8 protein-coding genes are annotated in these 19548 nt (G+C 62.9%); 6 read left to right on the plus strand and 2 right to left on the minus strand.

The window, feature by feature from the left end:
• The first annotated feature begins 121 nt into the window (after positions 1-121).
• From dsbD to rimJ, 5 genes are all read left to right on the plus strand, one after another.
• Positions 122-1858 (plus strand): protein-disulfide reductase DsbD, encoded by a 1737-nt coding sequence (gene dsbD, locus AAEZ09_RS24895; protein ID WP_350601176.1) that lies wholly within the window; start codon positions 122-124, stop codon positions 1856-1858.
• Positions 1858-2715, plus strand: coding sequence for a prolipoprotein diacylglyceryl transferase family protein (locus AAEZ09_RS24900; RefSeq protein WP_350601178.1), 858 nt, complete (start codon positions 1858-1860; stop codon positions 2713-2715). The genes dsbD and AAEZ09_RS24900 overlap by 1 nt, the downstream gene beginning before the upstream one ends.
• Positions 2691-3461: a thiol:disulfide interchange protein DsbG gene (dsbG, locus tag AAEZ09_RS24905; protein WP_045058123.1), complete on the plus strand. Its 771-nt coding sequence runs from the start codon at positions 2691-2693 to the stop codon at positions 3459-3461. Before AAEZ09_RS24900 ends, dsbG begins: the two co-directional genes overlap by 25 nt.
• A 147-nt stretch (positions 3462-3608) precedes the next feature.
• A complete protein-coding gene (locus AAEZ09_RS24910) occupies positions 3609-3734 on the plus strand; it encodes a hypothetical protein (RefSeq protein ID WP_269082872.1) in 126 nt (41 codons plus the stop codon).
• Between the two features lie 77 nt (positions 3735-3811).
• Entirely contained in the window at positions 3812-4378 is a 567-nt protein-coding gene (rimJ, locus tag AAEZ09_RS24915) for a ribosomal protein S5-alanine N-acetyltransferase (RefSeq protein WP_350601179.1), read from the plus strand.
• A 164-nt stretch (positions 4379-4542) separates the two neighbouring features.
• Here rimJ and AAEZ09_RS24920 read toward each other — a convergent pair whose 3' ends face one another.
• Entirely contained in the window at positions 4543-17526 is a 12984-nt protein-coding gene (locus tag AAEZ09_RS24920) for a non-ribosomal peptide synthetase (RefSeq protein WP_350601181.1), read from the minus strand.
• A 271-nt stretch (positions 17527-17797) separates the two neighbouring features.
• Here AAEZ09_RS24920 and AAEZ09_RS24925 point away from each other — a divergent pair, with 271 nt between their 5' ends.
• Entirely contained in the window at positions 17798-18346 is a 549-nt protein-coding gene (locus AAEZ09_RS24925; protein ID WP_350601182.1) for an RNA polymerase factor sigma-70, read from the plus strand.
• A 152-nt stretch (positions 18347-18498) separates the two neighbouring features.
• Here the strand turns inward: AAEZ09_RS24925 and AAEZ09_RS24930 are convergent, their stop codons facing one another.
• Positions 18499-19512, minus strand: a complete 1014-nt coding sequence (locus AAEZ09_RS24930; RefSeq protein WP_350601183.1) for a GNAT family N-acetyltransferase — start codon at positions 19510-19512, stop codon at positions 18499-18501.
• Between the last annotated feature and the right edge of the window lie 36 nt (positions 19513-19548).

Below are 19548 nucleotides of genomic sequence, written 5' to 3' on the forward strand. Positions count from 1 at the left end.
CTGTAGCCGATTAAGCCGACATTATGCCGCAAGCGCCGTTGCGACAAGGCCGTGGCGGTTAATCATCGGTTAATCGCCGTCTCTCATCCTGCCCCCACTTGCACAGGGATAAGGCTTACCCATGCGTCGAATTTTACTGCTTTTCGTTCTCCTGATATCGGGCATGGCCCAGGCCGCCAACGATCCATTCGCGACCAAACCGGACTTCCTTCCAGTAGGCAAGGCGTTCATCTTCACTTCCGAGCGCCTGGAGTCCGGTGAAACCCAACTTTTTTGGCAGATCGCCGATGGCTACTATCTGTACCAGCAGCGTCTGAAGTTCGACGGCTTGCCGCCAGAGCACAAGCCAGCGATGCCCCCTGGGGAATCTCACAGCGATGAATTTTTCGGTGAGCAGCAGGTGTACCGCCAGGGCCTTGAGCTGAAAATACCGGCCGGTGCCACCGGCCAGGTGAAAGTAGGATTCCAGGGCTGTGCCGATGCCGGCCTGTGTTATCCGCCGCAAACCCAGGTCGTCGACCTGGGGGGGACAGTCGTTGCCCCTGCCGCCGCCGAAGCGCCGGACCAGGCCCTGGCCAGCGGCCTGCAACAACGGGCGCTGGGCTGGAGCCTGCTGGTGTTCTTTGGCCTGGGCCTGCTGCTGGCATTCACCCCTTGCACCCTGCCGATGTTGCCAATACTTGCAGGGCTGGTCGTCGGCAGCGGCGCCAGCCCTCGACGCGGCTTCGCCCTCGCCGGCAGTTATGTGGTGTGCATGGCTTTGGTCTATGCCGCGATGGGCGTATTGGCAGCGATGCTTGGCGCCAATCTGCAGGCCTTGCTGCAGAACCCCTGGCTGCTGGGCACCTTCGCCGCCGTGTTTGTATTGCTGGCGTTGCCGATGTTCGGCTTCTTCGAATTGCAACTGCCCGTGGCCATTCGTGACCGCCTGGAAAATGTATCGCGCAACCAGCGTGGCGGCAGCCTGATCGGCGCTGGCGTGCTGGGTGCGGTGTCGGGGCTGCTGGTGGGACCTTGCATGACCGCGCCCCTGGCCGGCGCCCTGCTCTATATCGCGCAGAGCGGCAACGCCTTGCATGGCGGGCTGATCCTGTTCGCCATGGGCATCGGCATGGGGATCCCGCTGCTGTTGCTGGTGACGGTTGGCAATCGCTTCCTGCCCAAGCCAGGCGCCTGGATGAACCTGCTCAAAGGCGTGTTTGGCTTCCTGTTCCTCGCCACTGCCCTGCTGATGCTGCGCCCGGTGCTGGATGAATCACTGTGGGTCGGGCTGTGTGGAGCATTGCTGTTGATCGCAGCCTACAGCGCCTGGAAGCAATCGGAAGGTTTCGGCCGGGTTGCCCAGCTGTTCGGCGCAAGTTCCTTGCTGATGGGGGTGTGGGGCAGCCTGCTGCTGATCGGTGCCGCCGGCGGCAGTGATGACCTGTTCAAGCCATTACAGGTCTACAGCACGGCAAATTCGACCAGCATCGCCCGCCCGGTTGGCCACGAGGCCTTCACCACCATCAAGGACCCGGCTGCGCTGCAACGGGAACTGGATGCGGCCAAGGCTCAAGGTCAATGGGTGTTGCTCGACTATTACGCCGACTGGTGCGTGGCCTGCAAAATCATGGAAAAACGCGTGTTCGGCCAGCCGCAGGTGCTCGCGGCACTCAGTGACGTACGTTTGCTGCGTCTGGACGTAACCGCCGATAACGCCGCCAGTCGCGAACTTCTCGGTCGATACAAGGTGCCAGGGCCACCGAGCCTGCTGTGGATCGGCACCGACGGCGAGGAGCGACGTAGCCAGCGCATTACCGGCGAAGTTGATGCCGCCACATTCCTGCAACGCTGGAACCTCACCCGAGAGGCCCGTTAATGCTGACGCTCACCCTCGGCACGTTTGCCATTGCGCTCAATCACCTGCTGCTGATCGGTGCCCTGGCGCTGGCGACCTTTGTGGGTTGGCGAGCGGCCAGGCGCGGTGGCGAAAACCCCGAGTCGGTGCTGTTCAGCCTGTTCCTGATCGGTATGCTGGCGGCGCGGATCGGTTTCGTGGCGCTCTACTGGAAGCATTATCGTAACGATCTCTGGCAAGTCATCGACCTGCGTGACGGCGGCTTCCTCGCCTGGCCGGGGGTGATCGCGCTGTTGCTCGTTGCCCTCTACCGGGGCTGGCGCCGCCCGGGACTGCGTCGCCCCCTGGGGTTTGGCGTGGGTAGCGGCCTGGCGTTCTGGCTGCTCGCTACTTTTTCCCTCTCCATCTACGAACAAGGCACGCGCCTGCCGGAAATCACCCTGCGCAATGCGGCCGGGGAAACCGTGCGACTGGAGGATTACAAAGGGAGTCCGCTGGTGATCAATCTCTGGGCCACCTGGTGCCCGCCCTGTCGCCGGGAAATGCCGGTGCTGGAAAATGCCCAGCAACAGCGTCCGGACCTGACTTTCCTGTTCGTCAATCAGGCCGAAAGCATGCAAAGCGTAAGTACTTACCTGGAAACCCAGGGCCTGAGCCTGTCCAACGTATTGTTCGATGGCAGTGGCCGCCTGGGTCAGGCGGTGGGCTCCATGGCCTTGCCGACTACGCTGTTCTACAGCAATGAGGGCCGCCTGTTGGGCAGCCATCTGGGCGAACTGTCGGAAGCCAGCCTGGCCCGCGCCCTGGAAAACTTCGACAGCCCTGGTTCCGCCACTTCTTCAAGGAAACTGCCATGCCCCGCCTCCGCCACCTGCTGACGTTGACCCTGGGCACTGCCCTACTGCACCTGCCATTCGCGCAGGCTGCCGAAGAGTTGCCTGAAGCGATCAAGAAAATAGAAGCCAAGGGCGCAAAAATCGTCGGCCAGTTCGACGCACCGGACGGCCTGCGCGGTTACGCCGCGCAGTACCAGAACCGTGGCATGGCCCTGTACCTGACCCCGGATGGCAAACACGTGCTGCTGGGCAACCTGTATGACGCCGACGGCAATGACCTCAGCACAGCCCCCCTGCAAAAGCTGGTTTACGCGCCGATGTCCAAGGAAGTCTGGGGCAAGATGGAAGCGAGCAACTGGATTGCCGACGGCAACAAGGACGCACCGCGCGTGGTGTACCTGTTCAGCGACCCGAATTGCCCTTACTGCAACATGTTCTGGGAGCAGGCGCGGCCTTGGGTGAAAGCCGGCAAAGTGCAACTGCGCCATATCATGGTCGGCATCATTCGCGAGGACAGCCCGGGCAAATCCGCAGCGCTGCTGGCCGCCAAGGACCCGCAAAAGGCCCTGGCAGACCACGAAAAAGCCGGCAAGGCCAGCTCGCTCAAGGCCTTGAAGGATGTTCCACCGGCGATCCAGGCCAAGCTCGCGGCGAACATGCAGTTGATGGAAGAGCTGGAATTGTCGGCCACCCCGGCGATTTTCTACATGGACGACAAGGGTGAGTTGCAACAGCAGCAGGGCGCGCCGTCGCCGGATAAGCTGGTGAAGATTTTGGGGCCGAAGTAAGAGTCCGTTGGCCGCGGACTCAATGAGTTCGCCCATTTACTACTTCCGTCACGGGGTCACATCTCCTACTGGGTAATGCGGCCAAATACACACTGCCGGGGGTGTCATGTCACTCCATCGATCGGGGCCACGGCCGATGTGCTGGAGATGAGTACTTACGATGACAGCATCGGCATCTGCGCCCAGGCCCTGCCGTTTATCTTCGAGCCGTTTGCACAAGACGTGCATGCCAACGGCTTCAACGGCGATGGCCAGGGCAGCCCTTTATCGTGACATTGCCGCTGGCAGTTTGAGTTTTTCCGCTGGTCACGTAATGCTTACGTGACGATCCATGCCAACCGGAGCGCTTTATGCCGCTGTTGTCCCTGCCCTGTAAACGCCTGACGCTGGCGGTACTCGATCCTGAACAGGCGGCGCTGGAAAGCGACTTCTACCGGCGCAACCAGAGGCATCTGGCCCGCTGGTCACCGATTCGCCCCACTGACTACTACAGCGCCGAACGCATCCGACCACGCCTTGAGGTGCAAGCCAGCGCTTTCGCCGCCGGCCTGGCGGTGCATTTTGCACTGCTGGATACGGACGACGGCCAGATGATCGGCGCGTGCAACTTCAGCGGCATCACTCGCGGCGCGTTCCAGGCGTGTTATCTCGGCTACCACATCGACGAAGCCCACCAAGGCCAGGGTTTGATGCAGGAAGCACTGGAAGCGGGCATCCGCTACATGTTCGAAGAACAGCAACTGCACCGGATCATGGCTAATTACATCCCTGGCAATGAACGCAGTGCGCGGCTGCTGGAACGTCTGGGATTTGAACGTGAGGGCTACGCCAAGGCCTACCTGAGTATCGCTGGACGCTGGCAGGATCATGTGTTGACGGCGTTGATCAACTCGGCGCCCAGCGCAGTGTTCCGCTAGGCACTCATGGGATGATTGCGCAACGATCGTCTGCGCTGCATCTGGCCTCAGGCACCTTTTGGCCATCCACTGACAGTCCCTCGCCCAGTGATAACCGGTTTCCAGGTTGGCTCCGTCGCCGTAACAGGTAGCTTTGCTCCCGCAATCCCAAGTATTCCAAGCCGTCACAACCCCTCAAGCTCCGCCATCAGATCGGTCAACCGATCCACCTTCTCTTCGGTGATATCGCTTGCCGCCAGCCCATCGATGTATTCGGCCAGGTCCTCAACCGTGCTGCACTCGAACATCGCCCGCAGCGGCACCTCGCGCTGCAGCGCTGTCTGCACCCGCGAAGCAATCTGCGTGGCCAGCAGCGAATGCCCGCCCAACTCGAAGAAATTATCGCGCACACCCACCCTGTCGACTTTCAACACCTGCGCCCAGATATCCGCCAGCTTCAGCTCAAGCTCAGTGCGCGGCGCCTGGTAGTCCTGGCTCTGCAACTGACCTATCTCCAGTGCGGGCAACGCTTTGCGATCCAGTTTGCCGTTGGCATTAAGCGGCATTTGCTCCAGCCACAGCCAGTGCAGCGGCACCATGTACTCCGGTAGCTCGGTGCGCAGACGCTGCTTGATGCGCTCCAGGCGTTCGCCGGGATTGAGCGCCGAATCCGCCGCTACCAGATAACCCACCAGGTGCTTGCCATTGGCGCCCTCCTGCAGGCCCACCGCAGCGTCCCGCACTTCTGGTTGTTCGTGCAGGCGCGCCTCGATCTCACCCAACTCAATGCGATAGCCGCGAATTTTCACCTGATGATCGATTCGTCCGACGTACTCCAGCACCCCATCGCTGCGGCGGCGGGCCAGGTCGCCGGTGCGGTACAGACGATCCCCCGGCGCGTCAAACGGGTTGGGCACAAATGCCTGGGCTGTGCGCAACGGATCGCTCACATACCCGCGGCCAACCCCTGTGCCGGCGACACACAATTCACCTACGGCACCCAAGGGCACCAGTTCCAGCGCGCCATCGAGCAGGTACAGGCGATTGTTGTCGGTTGGCATGCCGATCGGCAGATAACTGCTGCGGGTCGAGGCCAGGTCGACTCGATAAAACGCCACGTCATCCGAACATTCCGCCGGGCCATACGCGTTCACCAGGCCGACTTGCGGGTAACGCAGCAGCCATTGGTGGGCCAGTTCAGGTGGCATGGCTTCACCGGTCGGCAGCATCCAGCGCAGGCCATCGAGGCTCATGTGTGCTTGAACGAGCATGCCCTGGATCAGCGACGGCACGCTTTCCAGCACGGTGACGCCTTGGGCGACCACGTGTGCCAGCAATCCCTGCGGATCATGGGCGATGGCGTTCGGCACGATGTCCACACGTGCACCGAACAGCGGTGCCGCGAGGAACTGCCAGACGGATATATCGAAGCTTTGCGAAGCGGTCTGCGCGATCACATCGGCCTCGCCCAGGTTCAGGTACGGCACCTTGCTCAACTGATTGTTGAGCATGCCGCGCTGTTCGACCATCACGCCCTTGGGCAGACCTGTGGAACCGGAGGTGTAAATCACGTAAGCGAGGTTATCCGGTCCACTGTAGATCCCGGGATTGGCGACCGATGCAGCGCTCGCCTGCACCTCTTCCCAGACCAGCAGCTTGGGCCGATGCGCACAGCTGAATGAATCCAGCAGCGAAACGGCCTGCTCCCGGCAAGCCTGGGTGCACACCAGCAACGGCGTGCGGCTGCGATCGAGGATACGGCTCAAGCGTTGGCTCGGCAGGCCCGGATCCAGCGGCAGATACCCCGCACCCGCCTTGAAGCTGCCGATGATCATGCCCAGCAACGCAAAGTCGCGTTCGGCCAGCAGGGCCACCGGTTGATCCAGCCCCACCCCGGCCGCCAGCAGTGCATGACCGAGCCGGTTGCTGCACACGTTCAGTTCGGCATACGTGTGCCGCTGATCGAGACAGCTGGCCGCCACTCGCTGCGGATGCCGGGCCACCTGCGCTTCGAACAGCGCCACGTAGCTCTGCTCCAGCGGATACTCATGGGCGCTCTGGTTGCAACCGTAGAGCAGGAAATCCCGTTCCTCGGTGCCCAGCAGCGGTAGATCCGCCATGTCACCATGGAAACCCTGTACCAGTGCCAGCAACAGGCGCTTGAACTCGGCGAGCATGCGCTCGACCGTGGTTTCATCGAAGAATCGCTGGTCGTACGACAGATGCAAGCCCAGGTCGTCCCCCGGATAACACACCGCCGTCAGGGGGAAGTTGGTGTGCGTACGGCCTGAGTCCGACGTGGCATTGAGGCTCTGCGCGCGGTCCAGAACCGAGACTTCGACCGGCGCGTTCTCGAACACGAACAGGCTGTCGAACAGCGGCTGGCCCTTGGGCAGCTCACTGTGTTCCTGGATGTTCACCAGCGGCAGGTACTCGTATTCACGCAGCTGCATATTGCTGTCGAGCAACTCGCCAAGCCATTGGCGAACGCTGCAACGCTGATCGTCCCCGGGCATCTTCACCCGCAGCGCGATGCTGTTGATGAACAGCCCCACCGTGCGTTGCATTGCCGGCATCTGCACCGGACGGCCGGCCACCGTGACACCAAACAACACGTCGCGATCACCGCTGAGGCGCCGCAGGACCAAGGCCCAGGCCGCCTGGGCGAAGGTATTGACGGTCAACTGATGGGCCTGGGCCAGTTCGCGCAGTTGCACGCCGTCCCGGACAGCCAGACGGGTGTAACAGTCGCCGACGACCATGCCGCCACTGTCGCCGGCATGCTCGCGCAGCAAGGGCCGATCGCTTGGAATCGGCGTTGTCCGTTCAAAACCCTGCAGATTGTCTTTCCACCACTGCCGGGCTTCGGCAAGGTTCTGCCGTTGCAGCCAGGCGATGTAATCACGATAACGCGGCGGTAGCGTTAATTGCGCTTCGCGCCCCTCGCCCAAGGCGGTGTAGATCTCAAAGAAATCGTTCATCAATAGCGAACGGCACCAGGCATCGATAAGAATGTGGTGGTTGCTCATCATGAACCAGTAGCGCGCCGCGCCGACACGGATCAGGCGCAGGTGAAACGGGGCCTGGTCGAGCAGGTCGAAGCCGGTTTCACGTTCGCTTTTGAGCAGCGCCTGCAACCTGGGTTCCTGCTCGGCCTGGGCAACAGCCGACCAATCGAGGTACTCGATCGGCGTGCTGCCCGGCTTGTGGATAACCTGCAGCATGTCCTCGCCAACGTTCCAGCAGAACGATGCCCGCAGGGCCTCGTGCCGGGCGATCACCGCATGCCAGGCATCGGCAAAACGCTGCGGGTCCAGTTCACTGTTGATGCGGTAACGGTCTTGCATGTAGTACAGGCCGGTGCCCGGTTCCAACAAGGTGTGCAGCAGCATGCCTTCCTGCATCGGCGTCAGCGCAAAGACATCTTCAATGAGCGCGGCAGGTACTGGCAGCGCATCGAGCTGGGGCTGGGTGAGTTTCGCCAGCGGGAAGTCCGACGGCGTCAGGCCTCCCGCGCCATCGCCCAGGCAATGCTCGATCAGACTCTGCAATTCTTCGAGGTAGGCGTGCGCCAGCTCGGCGATGGCCTGCGGGTCGTGACGCTCTGTACTGAAGGTCCAGCGCATCACCAGCTCACCGCCATAGACCTGGCTGTCGACGCTCAGCTCGTTGGGCAGCGGCGCCTCCGGATCGTGTGCCGCGCCGACCGGTTCGTCCAGCGGACGGAACAAGGCGTCGTCAGCAAAACTCTGGTCGAACTGGCCCAGATAATTAAAGGTGATCTGCGCCGCCGGCAAGGCCGACATGGCGTGGCGGCAGACGTCGTCGGCCAGGTAACGCAGTACCCCATACCCAAGGCCCTTGTGCGGGACGGCGCGCAGTTGCTCCTTGATTGCCTTGATCGTGTGCTCATGCTCAAGTCCTGGCGTCAGGCGCAGTACGAATGCGCTGGTGAACCAGCCAACCGTGCGGGTCAGGTCGATGTCGTCAAACAGGTTCTCGCGGCCGTGGCCTTCAAGTTGAATCAGCGCCGACTCGTGCCCGCTCCAGCGGCACAGAACCCGGGACAAGGCACTCAGCAGCAGGTCGTTAACCTGCGTGCGATAGGCACTCGGCGCCTGTTGCAGCAACTGGCGGGTGCGCTCGCCGTCGAGGCGTACGCTGATGGTCTCGGCGTGGCGATGCTGGCGTCCACCCTCAGGGCGGGCGCACGGCAGCGCAACATCCGGCCCGGCCAATTGTGCCTGCCACCAACCCAATTCCTCACGCAGCGAATCACTGCCTGCGTAGGCCTGCAGGCGAGCCGCCCAGTCGCGCAAGGCGCTGCTTTTCGCCGGTAACTCGACGGATTTTCCCGCGAGCAATCGACGATAAACCGTCTGCACATCGTCCAACAGTACTCGCCAGGACACGCCATCCACCACCAGGTGGTGAATGGCGATGAACAGGCGTTGCTGACCCTGCGGACCATCCACCAGCAGCGCCCGCAACAACGGCCCCTGCTTGAGGTCCAGACTTCTCTGGGCGTCGGCGAACAGCGCGGTGCACTGTTCCATGGATTTGACCCGCACCTGCCACAGCACGGGGGTGTCGCTATCGATCCGATGTTCGGCGCGCCAGGCGCCAGCCACTGCGGTGAAGCGCAGCCGTAATGCATCGTGTTGCTCGATCACCGCCAGCAGTGCCTGCTCCAGGCAATGGGGTTCGAGCAGCATGGTCGGCTCCAGCAACAAGGCCTGGTTCCAGTGTTGAGGCTCAGGAATTTGACAGTCGAAAAACCAGTGCTGGATCGGCGTCATTGGCGATTCACCGGTGAGCAGGCCTTGTTCGGCCACCACCTGTTCCGTACGCGTGGCGATGGCGGCGAGCGCCTGCACGCTCTGGTGCTGGAACAGGTCCCGTGGGCTGAAATGAATGCCCTGCTGACGGGCGCGGCTGACCACCTGGATAGACAGGATCGAGTCGCCACCCAGTTCGAAAAAGTTGTCGTTGAGACCCACTTGCGTGACGTTCAACACCTCGCACCAGAGGCTGGCCAGGGTCAGTTCAAGCTCGCTGCCGGGTGCCACGTAATGCTGACGATTGAGCGCCGGGTCCGGCGCCGGAAGCGCACGACGATCGAGCTTGCCGTTGGCCGTCAGCGGCCAGTGTGCCAACAGGATCAGGTGCATGGGCACCATATAGTCCGGAAGCTGGGCATTGAGGTGAGCCTTGAGGGATTCGCGCAGGCTGCTCTGTTGCGCGTCATCCTGCTCGGCGACCGCCGTCAGCAGGTAGCCCACCAGCTGCTTGCCACTTGACGCATCAAGCGCCAGCACCACCGCTTCACGCACCGACTCATGCTCCAGCAGGCGATTTTCGATCTCGCCAAGCTCGATACGGAAACCGCGAATCTTCACCTGATGATCGATGCGGCCGAGGTACTCCACCAGCCCATCGCCGCGCTGGCGCACCCGATCTCCAGTGCGGTACAGGCGTGTGCCATCGGCGGCAAAGGGGTCGGCCACAAAGCGTTCGGCGGTCATGCCCGGACGCTGGTGGTAACCCTGGGCCAGGCCGGCACCGCCGATGAACAACTCGCCCGTCGCGCCCTGGGGCACCAACGCCAGGTCGGCGTCGAGGATGTACCCAACCCGGGCGCCGATCACGCTGCCGATCGGTACGCTGCCCATGCCCTCTTCCAGCTGTTCCGGGGCCAGGCTGGCCAGTGGCATGACCACGGTTTCAGTCGGGCCGTAAGCATTGAAGAACAGGCTCGGCTTGAACGCCGCGCGAATTCGTTGCAGATGTTCGCCGGTCAAGGCTTCGCCGCCGGTGATGCACATACGCACTGGCAGGGTTTCATTGCGGGTGGCCAGCCACTGCGCCAACTGGCTGCCATAGCTTGGCGTGAAGCCAAGGATATTGATGTGGTGGCGACGGATCAGCTCGCAGATCTCCTGCGCATCCCACTGACCTTGCGCCCGCAAGACGACCTGGGCGCCGCTCAACAAAGGCACCAGCAATCGCTCGGTGGCGGCGTCGAAATTGATCGAATAGAAGTGCAGTTCGCAATCATCGGCGCGCATGCCGAAGCGCTCGATCACCGCGCGGCAATGCATGGCGATTTCGCCGTGGGACACTACCACGCCCTTGGGTTTTCCGGTGGAACCCGAGGTGTAGATCAGGTAGGCCTGATGCTGGGGCAAACTGCTGCGAGGCAACTCTGCCGCCGGGTAATCGGCCAGGGCGGCGCTGTCATCTTCAAGGCACCAGCGCGAAACGCCAGTCGGCAACTCGCCCAGGGCCGTGAACATGGCCGAGTTGCTGAGGAGCAAGCCGATGCCACTGTCCTTGATCATGTAGTGCAATCGGTCCAGCGGGTATTCCGGGTCCAGCGGCACATACGCGCCGCCGGCTTTGAGTATCGCCAGCAGGCCGACCACCATCTCCAGCGAGCGCTCCAGCGCCAGGCCAACCCGCACCTGCGGCCCGACTCCACGCTCACGCAGCATCCAGGCCAGGCGATTGGCCCGGGCGTCGAGTTCGGCATAGCTCAGGGTTTGCCCGGCGAAGGTCAACGCCGGTGCATCGTTGCGCAGCAGCGCCTGTTCACTGAACAGGTGATGCACGCACTGGTCCAGACGATGCTCGCCCGGCTCCACGCCGAGGCTGTCGAGCAGGTTTTTCTGCTCGTCGGCGGCCAACAGCGGCAACTCGCTCAGTCGCTGTTGCGGATCGGCCAGCAACGCCTCCAGCAGGTTGCGCCAATGTCCGGCCATGCGCGCAATGCGCGGCTCATCGAACAGATCGGTGCTGTAGGTCAGGCAGCAACCCAGGCGATGGTCAAGGTCGGTGACTTCCAGGTTGAGGTCGAACTTGGTTGCACGAGCATCGTTGGCCAGGTACTCGACGGTCATCCCCGCCAGGGTGCGTTTTTGCTGGAATTCCCAGCGCTGCACATTGCACATCACCTGGAACAGCGGGTTATAGGCGGCGCTGCGCGGCGGCTGCAAGGCTTCCACCAGATGATCGAACGGCAGATCCTGATGGGACTGGCCTTCGATGACGGTGTGGCGCACCTGCTCGAACAACTCGCCGACGGACATCTGCCCATTGAGCTGGCAGCGAAGTACCTGGGTATTAAGGAACGCCCCGATCAGCCCCTCGCTTTCCGGACGGATGCGGTTGGCCACCGGCGCGCCGATGCGCAGGTCGGTCTCGCCGCTGTAGCGATAGAGCAATACGGCCAGTGCAGCGGTCATGGTCATGAACAGGGTCAGGCCATGTTGCGCATTGAAGGTTCGCACCCGCGCGGCCAACTCGTCGGGCAGGTCAAAACGGTACAGCTCGCCCCGGTGGCTTTGCACCGGTGGCCGCGCTCGGTCGGCGGGCAGCTCCAGCAACGGATGTTCGCGGCCCAGCTGCGCGGTCCAGTAATCGAGTTGACGCTGGCGCTCGCCGGACTCCAGCCACTGGCGCTGCCAACCGCTGTAGTCGAGGTATTGCACCGGCAGCGGCACCAGGGGAGATTCGCGGCCATCAACCAGCGCTTCGTACAGTGCGCTGAGCTCCCGGGCAAAGATGTCCATGGCCCAGCCTTCGGTGACGATGTGGTGCAAGGTCAGCACCAGGTAGTACTCCTGCAAGGCGGTCCTGACCAGGCAGGCGCGCAGCAGTGGACCTGTTTCCAGATCGAAGGGTTTATGGGCCTCGGCGTCAGCCAGAAGCTGGACCTGGCGCTCGCGGTCAGCGTCTGCCAGCGCGCTGAAATCCTGCAATTCCAGGAGCACGCTGCTGTGCGGGTGAACCTGCTGTCGAGCCACACCGTCGACACTCGGGAAGGTGGTGCGCAGGGTTTCGTGGCGCAGGATCAGCGCTTGCAGCGCAGCGTCGAAGCGCTCGACATCCAGCTCGCCGCGCAGTCGCGCCATGCCACCGACGTTGTAGGCAGGGCTGTCGGGCTCCATCTGCCAGAGAAACCACATGCGCTGCTGGGAGTATGACAGCGGCACCGGCTGGCTGCGGTCAACCTGCTCGATGGGCGGCTGCCGATTGATGTTGCCGCTGATTTGGAGCAAACGTACCTGTTCGGCGAACGCACCGAGTTCACTGTTCTCGAACAGGGCCCGCAGCGGCAGTTCGACGTCACACGCCTGGCGGGTCCTGGAGATGATTTGCGTGGCCAGCAAAGAGTGGCCGCCAAGGGCGAAGAAGTCATCGCGCAGGCCGATCTGCCCATGGCCCAATACCTGGCGCCAGATGCCGGCGAGCTGCTGTTGCAGCGCCGTCACCGGCTCGACATGCTCGCACACCTGCCACAGCGGCTCCGGCAAGGCCCGGCGGTCGAGCTTGCCGCTGGGACTCAGGGGCATCGCCTCCAGGCGCATCAGTTGCGCCGGCACCATGTACTCGGGCAGCTCGGCCACCAGGGCAGCGAGCAGCCGGGTGTTATGCCCGTCATGTGGCTCAGCGTCAGGCGTAGCGGTGTAGTAACCGATCAGCTGTGCACCAGCGACAGTGTCGCGCACCAGCACCGCAGCCTGGGCGACGCCGTCCTGAGCCAGCAGGCGCGCCTCGATCTCCTGCGGTTCTACGCGGAACCCACGTAATTTGACCTGCTGATCGAGCCGCCCGAGGTATTCAATCACCCCGTCTGCGGTCCACCGCGCGCGGTCTCCGGTTCGGTACAGGCGCGCCCCTGGCTCGCCCAGAGGGTCGACGACAAATCGTTCGGCGGTCAGCGCCGCACGTCCCAGGTAACCCCGCGCCAGGCCGAGACCGCTGATGCACAGCTCGCCCGGCACGCCGGCCGGGAGCGCATTCAATTCGCTGTCCAGTATCCGGCACAGCACGTTCCCCAGCGGGCGGCCGATTGGCGAGCGCTCGCCGTCGGCGCGGGTGCAATGCCAGTGGGTGACGTTGATCGCGGTTTCGGTCGGACCATACCGATTGTGTAACTGCACGGCGGGCAACTGCGCCAGGACGCGGTCGCGCAGCTCGGGGGCCAGGGCTTCACCGCCGCTGAACACTTGACGCAGGCTGGTGCACTCGGCGCTCAGCGGCTCGTCAATGAACAACGAAAGCAACGGCGGCACAAAGTGCAAGGTGGTGACGCCGAACTGTTGCACCAGCCTCGCGATACGGTGGGGATCGCGGTGCTCGCCAGGCCCGGCAATCAGCAAGCGCGCACCGGTCACCAGCGGCCAGAAGCATTCCCACACCGATACGTCGAAACTGATCGGGGCCTTTTGCATCAGCACGTCAGTCTGGTCGAGGCGGTAAGTGTCCTGCATCCACTGCAGCCGTTCGGCCAGGGCCGCATGAGTATTGCCCACGCCCTTGGGCTGGCCGGTGGAGCCCGAGGTGTAGATCACATACGCCAGGTTGTCGCCTTGCAGGTGCAGGCCCGGTGCGTGGCTCGGCCAGCTTTCCAGGTGCAGGGTGTCCATCGCGATGACGCTGACGCCTTCGGTGGCCGGCAAGCGGTCGAGCATTCCGGTCTGGGTCAGCAGCAACCCGACCGCGCTGTCGGCGAGCATGTAGGCCAGGCGCTCGGCAGGGTAATCGGGGTCCAGCGGCACGTAGGCACCACCGGCCTTGATGATCGCCAACAGGCCGATCAGCAACTGCGGCGAACGCTCGGCGGCAATCGCTACGCGCACGTCAGGACCGACGCCTTTATCGCGCAGATAATGGGCCAGGCGGTTGGCCTGGGTGTGCAGCTGGGCAAAATCGAGGCTGCCGCTTTCCCAGATCAGCGCCGTACGTTCGGGGGTCAGGCGCGCCTGGTCGTTGAGCTGGTCAGGCAGCCATTGAGTGGCCGGCGCGCGGGGGGCACCGCTCCACTGCGCCAGTTGTGCCTGCTCGCTTGAGGTCAGCAGGGGCAGGTCGCCGATGGCGGTAGCAGGCTGCTCGCAAACCGCGCGAAGCAGGTTGCAATAATGCTCGGCCAGGCGCTCGAGGGTGCTGGCGTCAAACAGCTCGCTGGCGTAGTCGAAGGACAGGCTCAGGCGCCCCTTCTGGTCCTCTTCACTGTGCAATTGCAGGTCGAACTTGGCTTCGCGGCTGTGCCACGGCAGCTCTTCGGCCAACAGACCCGGCAGCCGCCGCAGTGCACTCAGGTCGCGCTGCTGGTGGTTGAACATGACCTGGAACAGCCCTTGTTCGCGCGCCTGGGGACAGGCTTGCAGCAGCTGCTCGAACGGCAGGTCCTGATGGGCTTGCGCACCCAGCGCGGCGTCGCGGGTCTGCGCCAGCAGCTCGACGAAAGGCTGCCGCGAATCCACCTCGGCACGCATGACCTGGGTGTTGATGAAGAAGCCGATCAGGCCCTGGGTTTCCAGGCGCGGACGGTTGGCGTTGGGCACCCCGATACGGATCTCGCGCTGGCCGCTGTAGCGATGCAACAAGCTCTGGAAGGCCGCGAGCAGCAGCATGTACGAAGTCGATTGATGCGCCAGGGCGGTCTGGCGAATGGCATTGCTCAGGGCCCTATCGAGCTTCACGCCATGGCGTGCCGCGCGGCGCAGGTGCTGCGCCGAGCGCGGATGGTCGGTCGCCAGGTTCAACGTCGGATGTTCATCGCCCAAGTGCGCTTTCCAGTAGGCCAGCTGCCGCTCACCCTCCCCTTGCCCCAGCCATTGGCGCTGCCAGCTGGCGTAGTCGGCGTAATGGGTCTCCAGGGCACCCAGCGCGGCGGTCTGCCCCTGGGACGCGGCGGCGTAAATCCGCGAAAACTCGTCGATCAGTACGTTCAGCGACCAGCCGTCAGCGATGATGTGGTGCATCGTCACCAGCAGTTGATGGTCTTGCTCATCGAGGCGTACCAGGGTCACCCACCACAACGGGCCCTTCTCCAGATCGAACTGGGTCCGCGCTTCGTCCTCACGAATCTGCCAGGCACGGGCTTCACGCTCGGTCACCGGCAGGTGACTGATATCGATCACTTGCAGATTGAATTCGGCGGCGGCATCCACCTGCTGCAACGCCACCCCGTCATGCTCGAAAAAGCGCGTACGCAAGGCCTCATGACGCTCGATCAATTGCTGGAAACTGATGCGCAATGCGTTCTCATCCAGCTCGCCACGCAGGCGCAGGGCACCGGGAATGTTGTAAGCGCTGCTATGCGGGTCAAGCTGCCAGGTGATCCACAACCGGTTCTGCGCCAGGGACTGTGGCAGCGCTTCGCGGCGTGGCAGGGCAGCTATTGTGCCTTGGGCCAGGCCACCCTCCTGCTGTTGCTGCAGGACTGCTGCGGTGAAAGCGCCCAGGGTTGGCGCCTCGAACAGCAGGCGCAGGTTCAACTCCAGGCCGAGCGCCTCGCGCAGTTGGGCGATCACTTGGGTGACGGCGATGGAGTTGCCGCCCAGCAGGAAGAAGTGATCGCCGGCGCCGAGCTGCTCGACCTGCAATTGTTCGGCCCAGATCTTGCTGATCAGGCCTTGCAGTTCAGACCCTGCTTCGCCCGTCGCCTCGTCGGCCGGGGTCGCTGACGGGAACTGTGCATAGCTGTCCAGGCTGCCCTCGGCCAGGCAATTGCGACAGGCCGAGCGTTGCAGTTTGCCGCTGGAGGTCTTCGGCAGCGCACCCGGATTGAGCAGCACCACAACACCCGGGGCCTCCTGATACGCTTCGGCTACCGCTTGACGGATGGCCTTGATCAGCGCCTCGGGCGCAAGGATTTTCTGCACGCTGCGGCTGATTTCGGCGGCGATGCCGATGCCTTCGACACCGTCCACTGATACGGCAAATGCTGCGACGCGCCCCTTGCGCACCACCTCGACTTCGCGCTCGATGGTTTGCTCGATATCTTGCGGGTACAGGTTGTGGCCGCGCACGATCAGCAGGTCTTTCAGGCGACCGGTGATGAACAGTTCACCGTCACGCAGGAATCCCAGGTCGCCGGTTCGCAGCCAGGTGCGGCCGTGGTGCTGGACGAACGTCTCGGCACTGGCCTGGGGATTGCGCCAATAGCCGTGGGCGATGCTCGGCCCCGTGGCCCAGACTTCCCCCACGCAATTGTCTCCGAGTTCGGTCCGAGCCAACGGATCGACCACTCGCAGCCCATGGCCCGGCTGGCTGATGCCGCAACTCATGATCGCGCTGCCTGCACCCGCCTCGGCACGATTGGCGGCCAATGCCAGGTCGTCGACTCGCAGGCTGCCAATGCCTTGGCCTCGCGGACTGCCGGCAACGAACAATGTGGCCTCCGCCAGTCCGTAGGACGCCATGAAGGCATCCGGTATAAAACCGCACGTGGCGAATTTCCCGGCGAAGCGTTCCAGGGTGTCGAGGCGAATCGGTTCGGAGCCGGAATACGCCACCCGCCAGCCACTGAGGTCGAGCTGCGCCAGGGCCGACTCGCTGACCCGCTCGCTGCACAGCCGGTAAGCAAAATCCGGCCCGCCGCTGATGGTACCGCCGTACTCGCTGATCGCTTCGAGCCAACGCAACGGGCGCGCAAGGAAGTAAGCCGGCGACATCAATACACAGGGCACGCCACTGAAGATCGGCTGCAGCAGGCCACCGATCAGTCCCATGTCGTGGTACAGCGGCAGCCAGCTGACGATCACGTCATCGGGGTTCAGATCGATGCCAAAGCCTTGGCGGATCAGCGCCTCGTTTGCCACCAGATTGCCGTGGCTGACCTGCACACCTTTAGGCATCGCCGTGGAGCCGGAGGTGTACTGCAGGAAAGCGATATGCTCGTCCTGCACCGAGGGCTCAATCCATTGCCCGGCGAGCATGCGGTCGAGTGTGTCGACGCACAGCAGCGGCGGCGCTCCTTCGATTTGCCCCAGGGCGTCGCGCAGGCCGGCGCTGGTCAGCAGCAGGCGCGGCTCGGCATCGCTGATGATCGACAGCAGGCGTTCCTGGTGATGACGCCGGCTTGATTCCGGCGGATAGGCCGGCACCGCGATCACGCCCGCATACAGGCAGCCAAAAAAAGCCGCCACATAATCCGGGCCGCTGGGAAACAGCAGCACCGCGCGATCACCCCATTGCGTTTCCTGCTGCAATGCCCCAGCGATGGTCCGCGCCCGCTCATCAAGCTCGCGATAGCTGAGCACCAGCGCTTCATCCCGGGATTCGGCAAGAAACCTCAAGGCCACCCGATCCGGCGTCAGGGCCGCGCGGCGCTGGAGGGCTTGGACCAGATTGCTTGGAAGTTCGAACGCGTCGGTCATGGGGGTTCCTGCGAAAATTTGGGCTGTATGTGTGCGGTGCCATTCACCAAGGAGAACGGATGGGGTAAGGCAAGAATTAGTCGTCGGCAGCGATCGCCAACGGGGCTGGCGTGCGTCAGCGTGTCGCAGTTCACAAAACGCACCGCCAGGAAGCATTAATTCTCTTTCTCAATTGACAATCATTATCATTCAACATAATTTGTCGCTCGATGTGTAGGGCAGCCCGGGTCTCAGGCCGCTCCACTAACCTATTTGCAGCAGGGTGTTTTCCATGAAGGAACAAGTATCCACAAGCAGGTGCGATTCACCGCTACTTCAGGCATTCGTCGACAATCGACTGATACTGGTCAAGATTGCAGCACGCATTACCGGGTGCCGGTCACGCGCTGAAGACGTGGTACAGGATGCGTTCTTCCGCCTGCAGTCGGCGCCGCAGATCACCTCCTCCTTCAAGGCACAACTCAGCTACCTGTTCCAGATCGTGCGTAACCTGGCGATCGATCACTATCGCAAGCAGGCATTGGAACAGAAGTATTCCGGCCCGGAAGAGGAAGGCCTGAATGTGGTGATCCAGGGCGCGTCGCCGGAAACCTCGCACATCAATTTCTCGACCCTGGAAAACATCGCTGACGCCCTGACGCAACTGCCCAGCCGCACCCGTTATGCGTTCGAGATGTACCGCCTGCATGGCGTACCGCAGAAAGACATCGCCAAGGAACTGGGCGTGTCGCCCACCCTGGTGAACTTCATGATCCGCGATGCACTGGTGCATTGCCGCAAGGTGTCGGGAAGTCGCGCGGATACGTTTGCACGGCGTTGAGATCTGGCAATTGCGGTGCGCTCAATCACGAGCAGGCTCACTCCCACACGGGATCTTCCACCCTGGCCCCATGCCAAGCGCATATCCCCTGTGAGAGCCCGCTTGCTCGCTAAGGCTGACTCAAGATCAATGAAGACCTTGATCCCTGAAACTCAAGCCAGCACACACCGTTCGAAAAACCGCTCCCTCCCCAACACCATCAACGCCGCCCGCTTGTGCGGAAAGTCGAACTCCTTCTCGCAGTGAAACCGCTGCCCCTGCATGTACCCGATCATCTTCGCGTTGTCCGCGCGCGGCTCGGCGACTACTCGCTGGGTGCGCGGGTCATCGAGAAACAGGTAGTGCGTCAGCGCCGATAACCAACTCGCCACTTTGTGCGGGCCGCGGTGCTGCTCTTCACCTACCAGCATATGGATTCCACGGTCGTAATCGCCCGCCTGGTAGAACGGCGCGAGGCGGTCCTCCTTGGCCCAGTAGGCCTCGAAGTAGGCAAACGGCTGGTCATCGAAACAGCCGATCAGCGTCAGCGTGTGCGGGTCGGCCAGCAACTTGGCCAGATACTCCCGATGCTGATCGAGGCTGCCCTCCTCCTGCCAGAAACTCGCAACCCGCGCGCTGTTCTGCCAGCGATTGAAGCGCGCCAGGTCATGTTCGATATCGACCGTGCGCAGGGATATCCATGCCCCCAACCGCGCATCGAACCGTCGGTACACCTCGCCCCGAGGTTTGAGCGGCCGCAAGGGGTGGCGTTTGCCGCCGCTGATCACTGGATGCTGTGGGTAGCTGTTTACACTGGCCTGGCTCAACCAGGGGCGGGGCAACTGCCAGAACAGCGCGCGCTCGCAACGGTATTGGCCACTGACTTCACCGGTGACCAGCAAGCCGCTGAGCAGTGCCTCGGTGGGCAGTTCATCAAGGTGCCAGGTCAAGTGCTGACAGGCTGAATCGCGGGCGAACAACCAATAACAGGCCAGGTACAAGACTTCGCTGTCCGGGTGTTCGCAACGTTGCTCGATGGCCACGTGCAGCGCAGGCTCGCGGTTCAGTCGCAAGCTGAGCAACGGCTGCCCGTCGCAGCCGAGGCTCAAGCGGTCGGTGGTTTCATCCGCCATAAGGCACCGGCCATCGGGCAGAGCCAGGGCAGTCAGAGCGTTCAGATCAGGCATGGGTCAGGCTCAAGTTAGTCGTCCACTGTTAAACGA

The organism is Pseudomonas sp. 65/3-MNA-CIBAN-0223 (genome assembly GCF_040310425.1).
Lineage (GTDB): Bacteria > Pseudomonadota > Gammaproteobacteria > Pseudomonadales > Pseudomonadaceae > Aquipseudomonas > Aquipseudomonas gregormendelii.

Coding starts and splice junctions, on each gene's coding strand:
- dsbD (WP_350601176.1), top strand. CDS start 122: ATGCGTCGAATTTTACTGCTTTTCGTTCTCCTGATATCGGGCATGGCC.
- AAEZ09_RS24900 (WP_350601178.1), top strand. CDS start 1,858: ATGCTGACGCTCACCCTCGGCACGTTTGCCATTGCGCTCAATCACCTG.
- dsbG (WP_045058123.1), top strand. CDS start 2,691: ATGCCCCGCCTCCGCCACCTGCTGACGTTGACCCTGGGCACTGCCCTA.
- AAEZ09_RS24910 (WP_269082872.1), top strand. CDS start 3,609: ATGAGTACTTACGATGACAGCATCGGCATCTGCGCCCAGGCCCTGCCG.
- rimJ (WP_350601179.1), top strand. CDS start 3,812: ATGCCGCTGTTGTCCCTGCCCTGTAAACGCCTGACGCTGGCGGTACTC.
- AAEZ09_RS24920 (WP_350601181.1), bottom strand. CDS start 17,526: ATGACCGACGCGTTCGAACTTCCAAGCAATCTGGTCCAAGCCCTCCAG.
- AAEZ09_RS24925 (WP_350601182.1), top strand. CDS start 17,798: ATGAAGGAACAAGTATCCACAAGCAGGTGCGATTCACCGCTACTTCAG.
- AAEZ09_RS24930 (WP_350601183.1), bottom strand. CDS start 19,512: ATGCCTGATCTGAACGCTCTGACTGCCCTGGCTCTGCCCGATGGCCGG.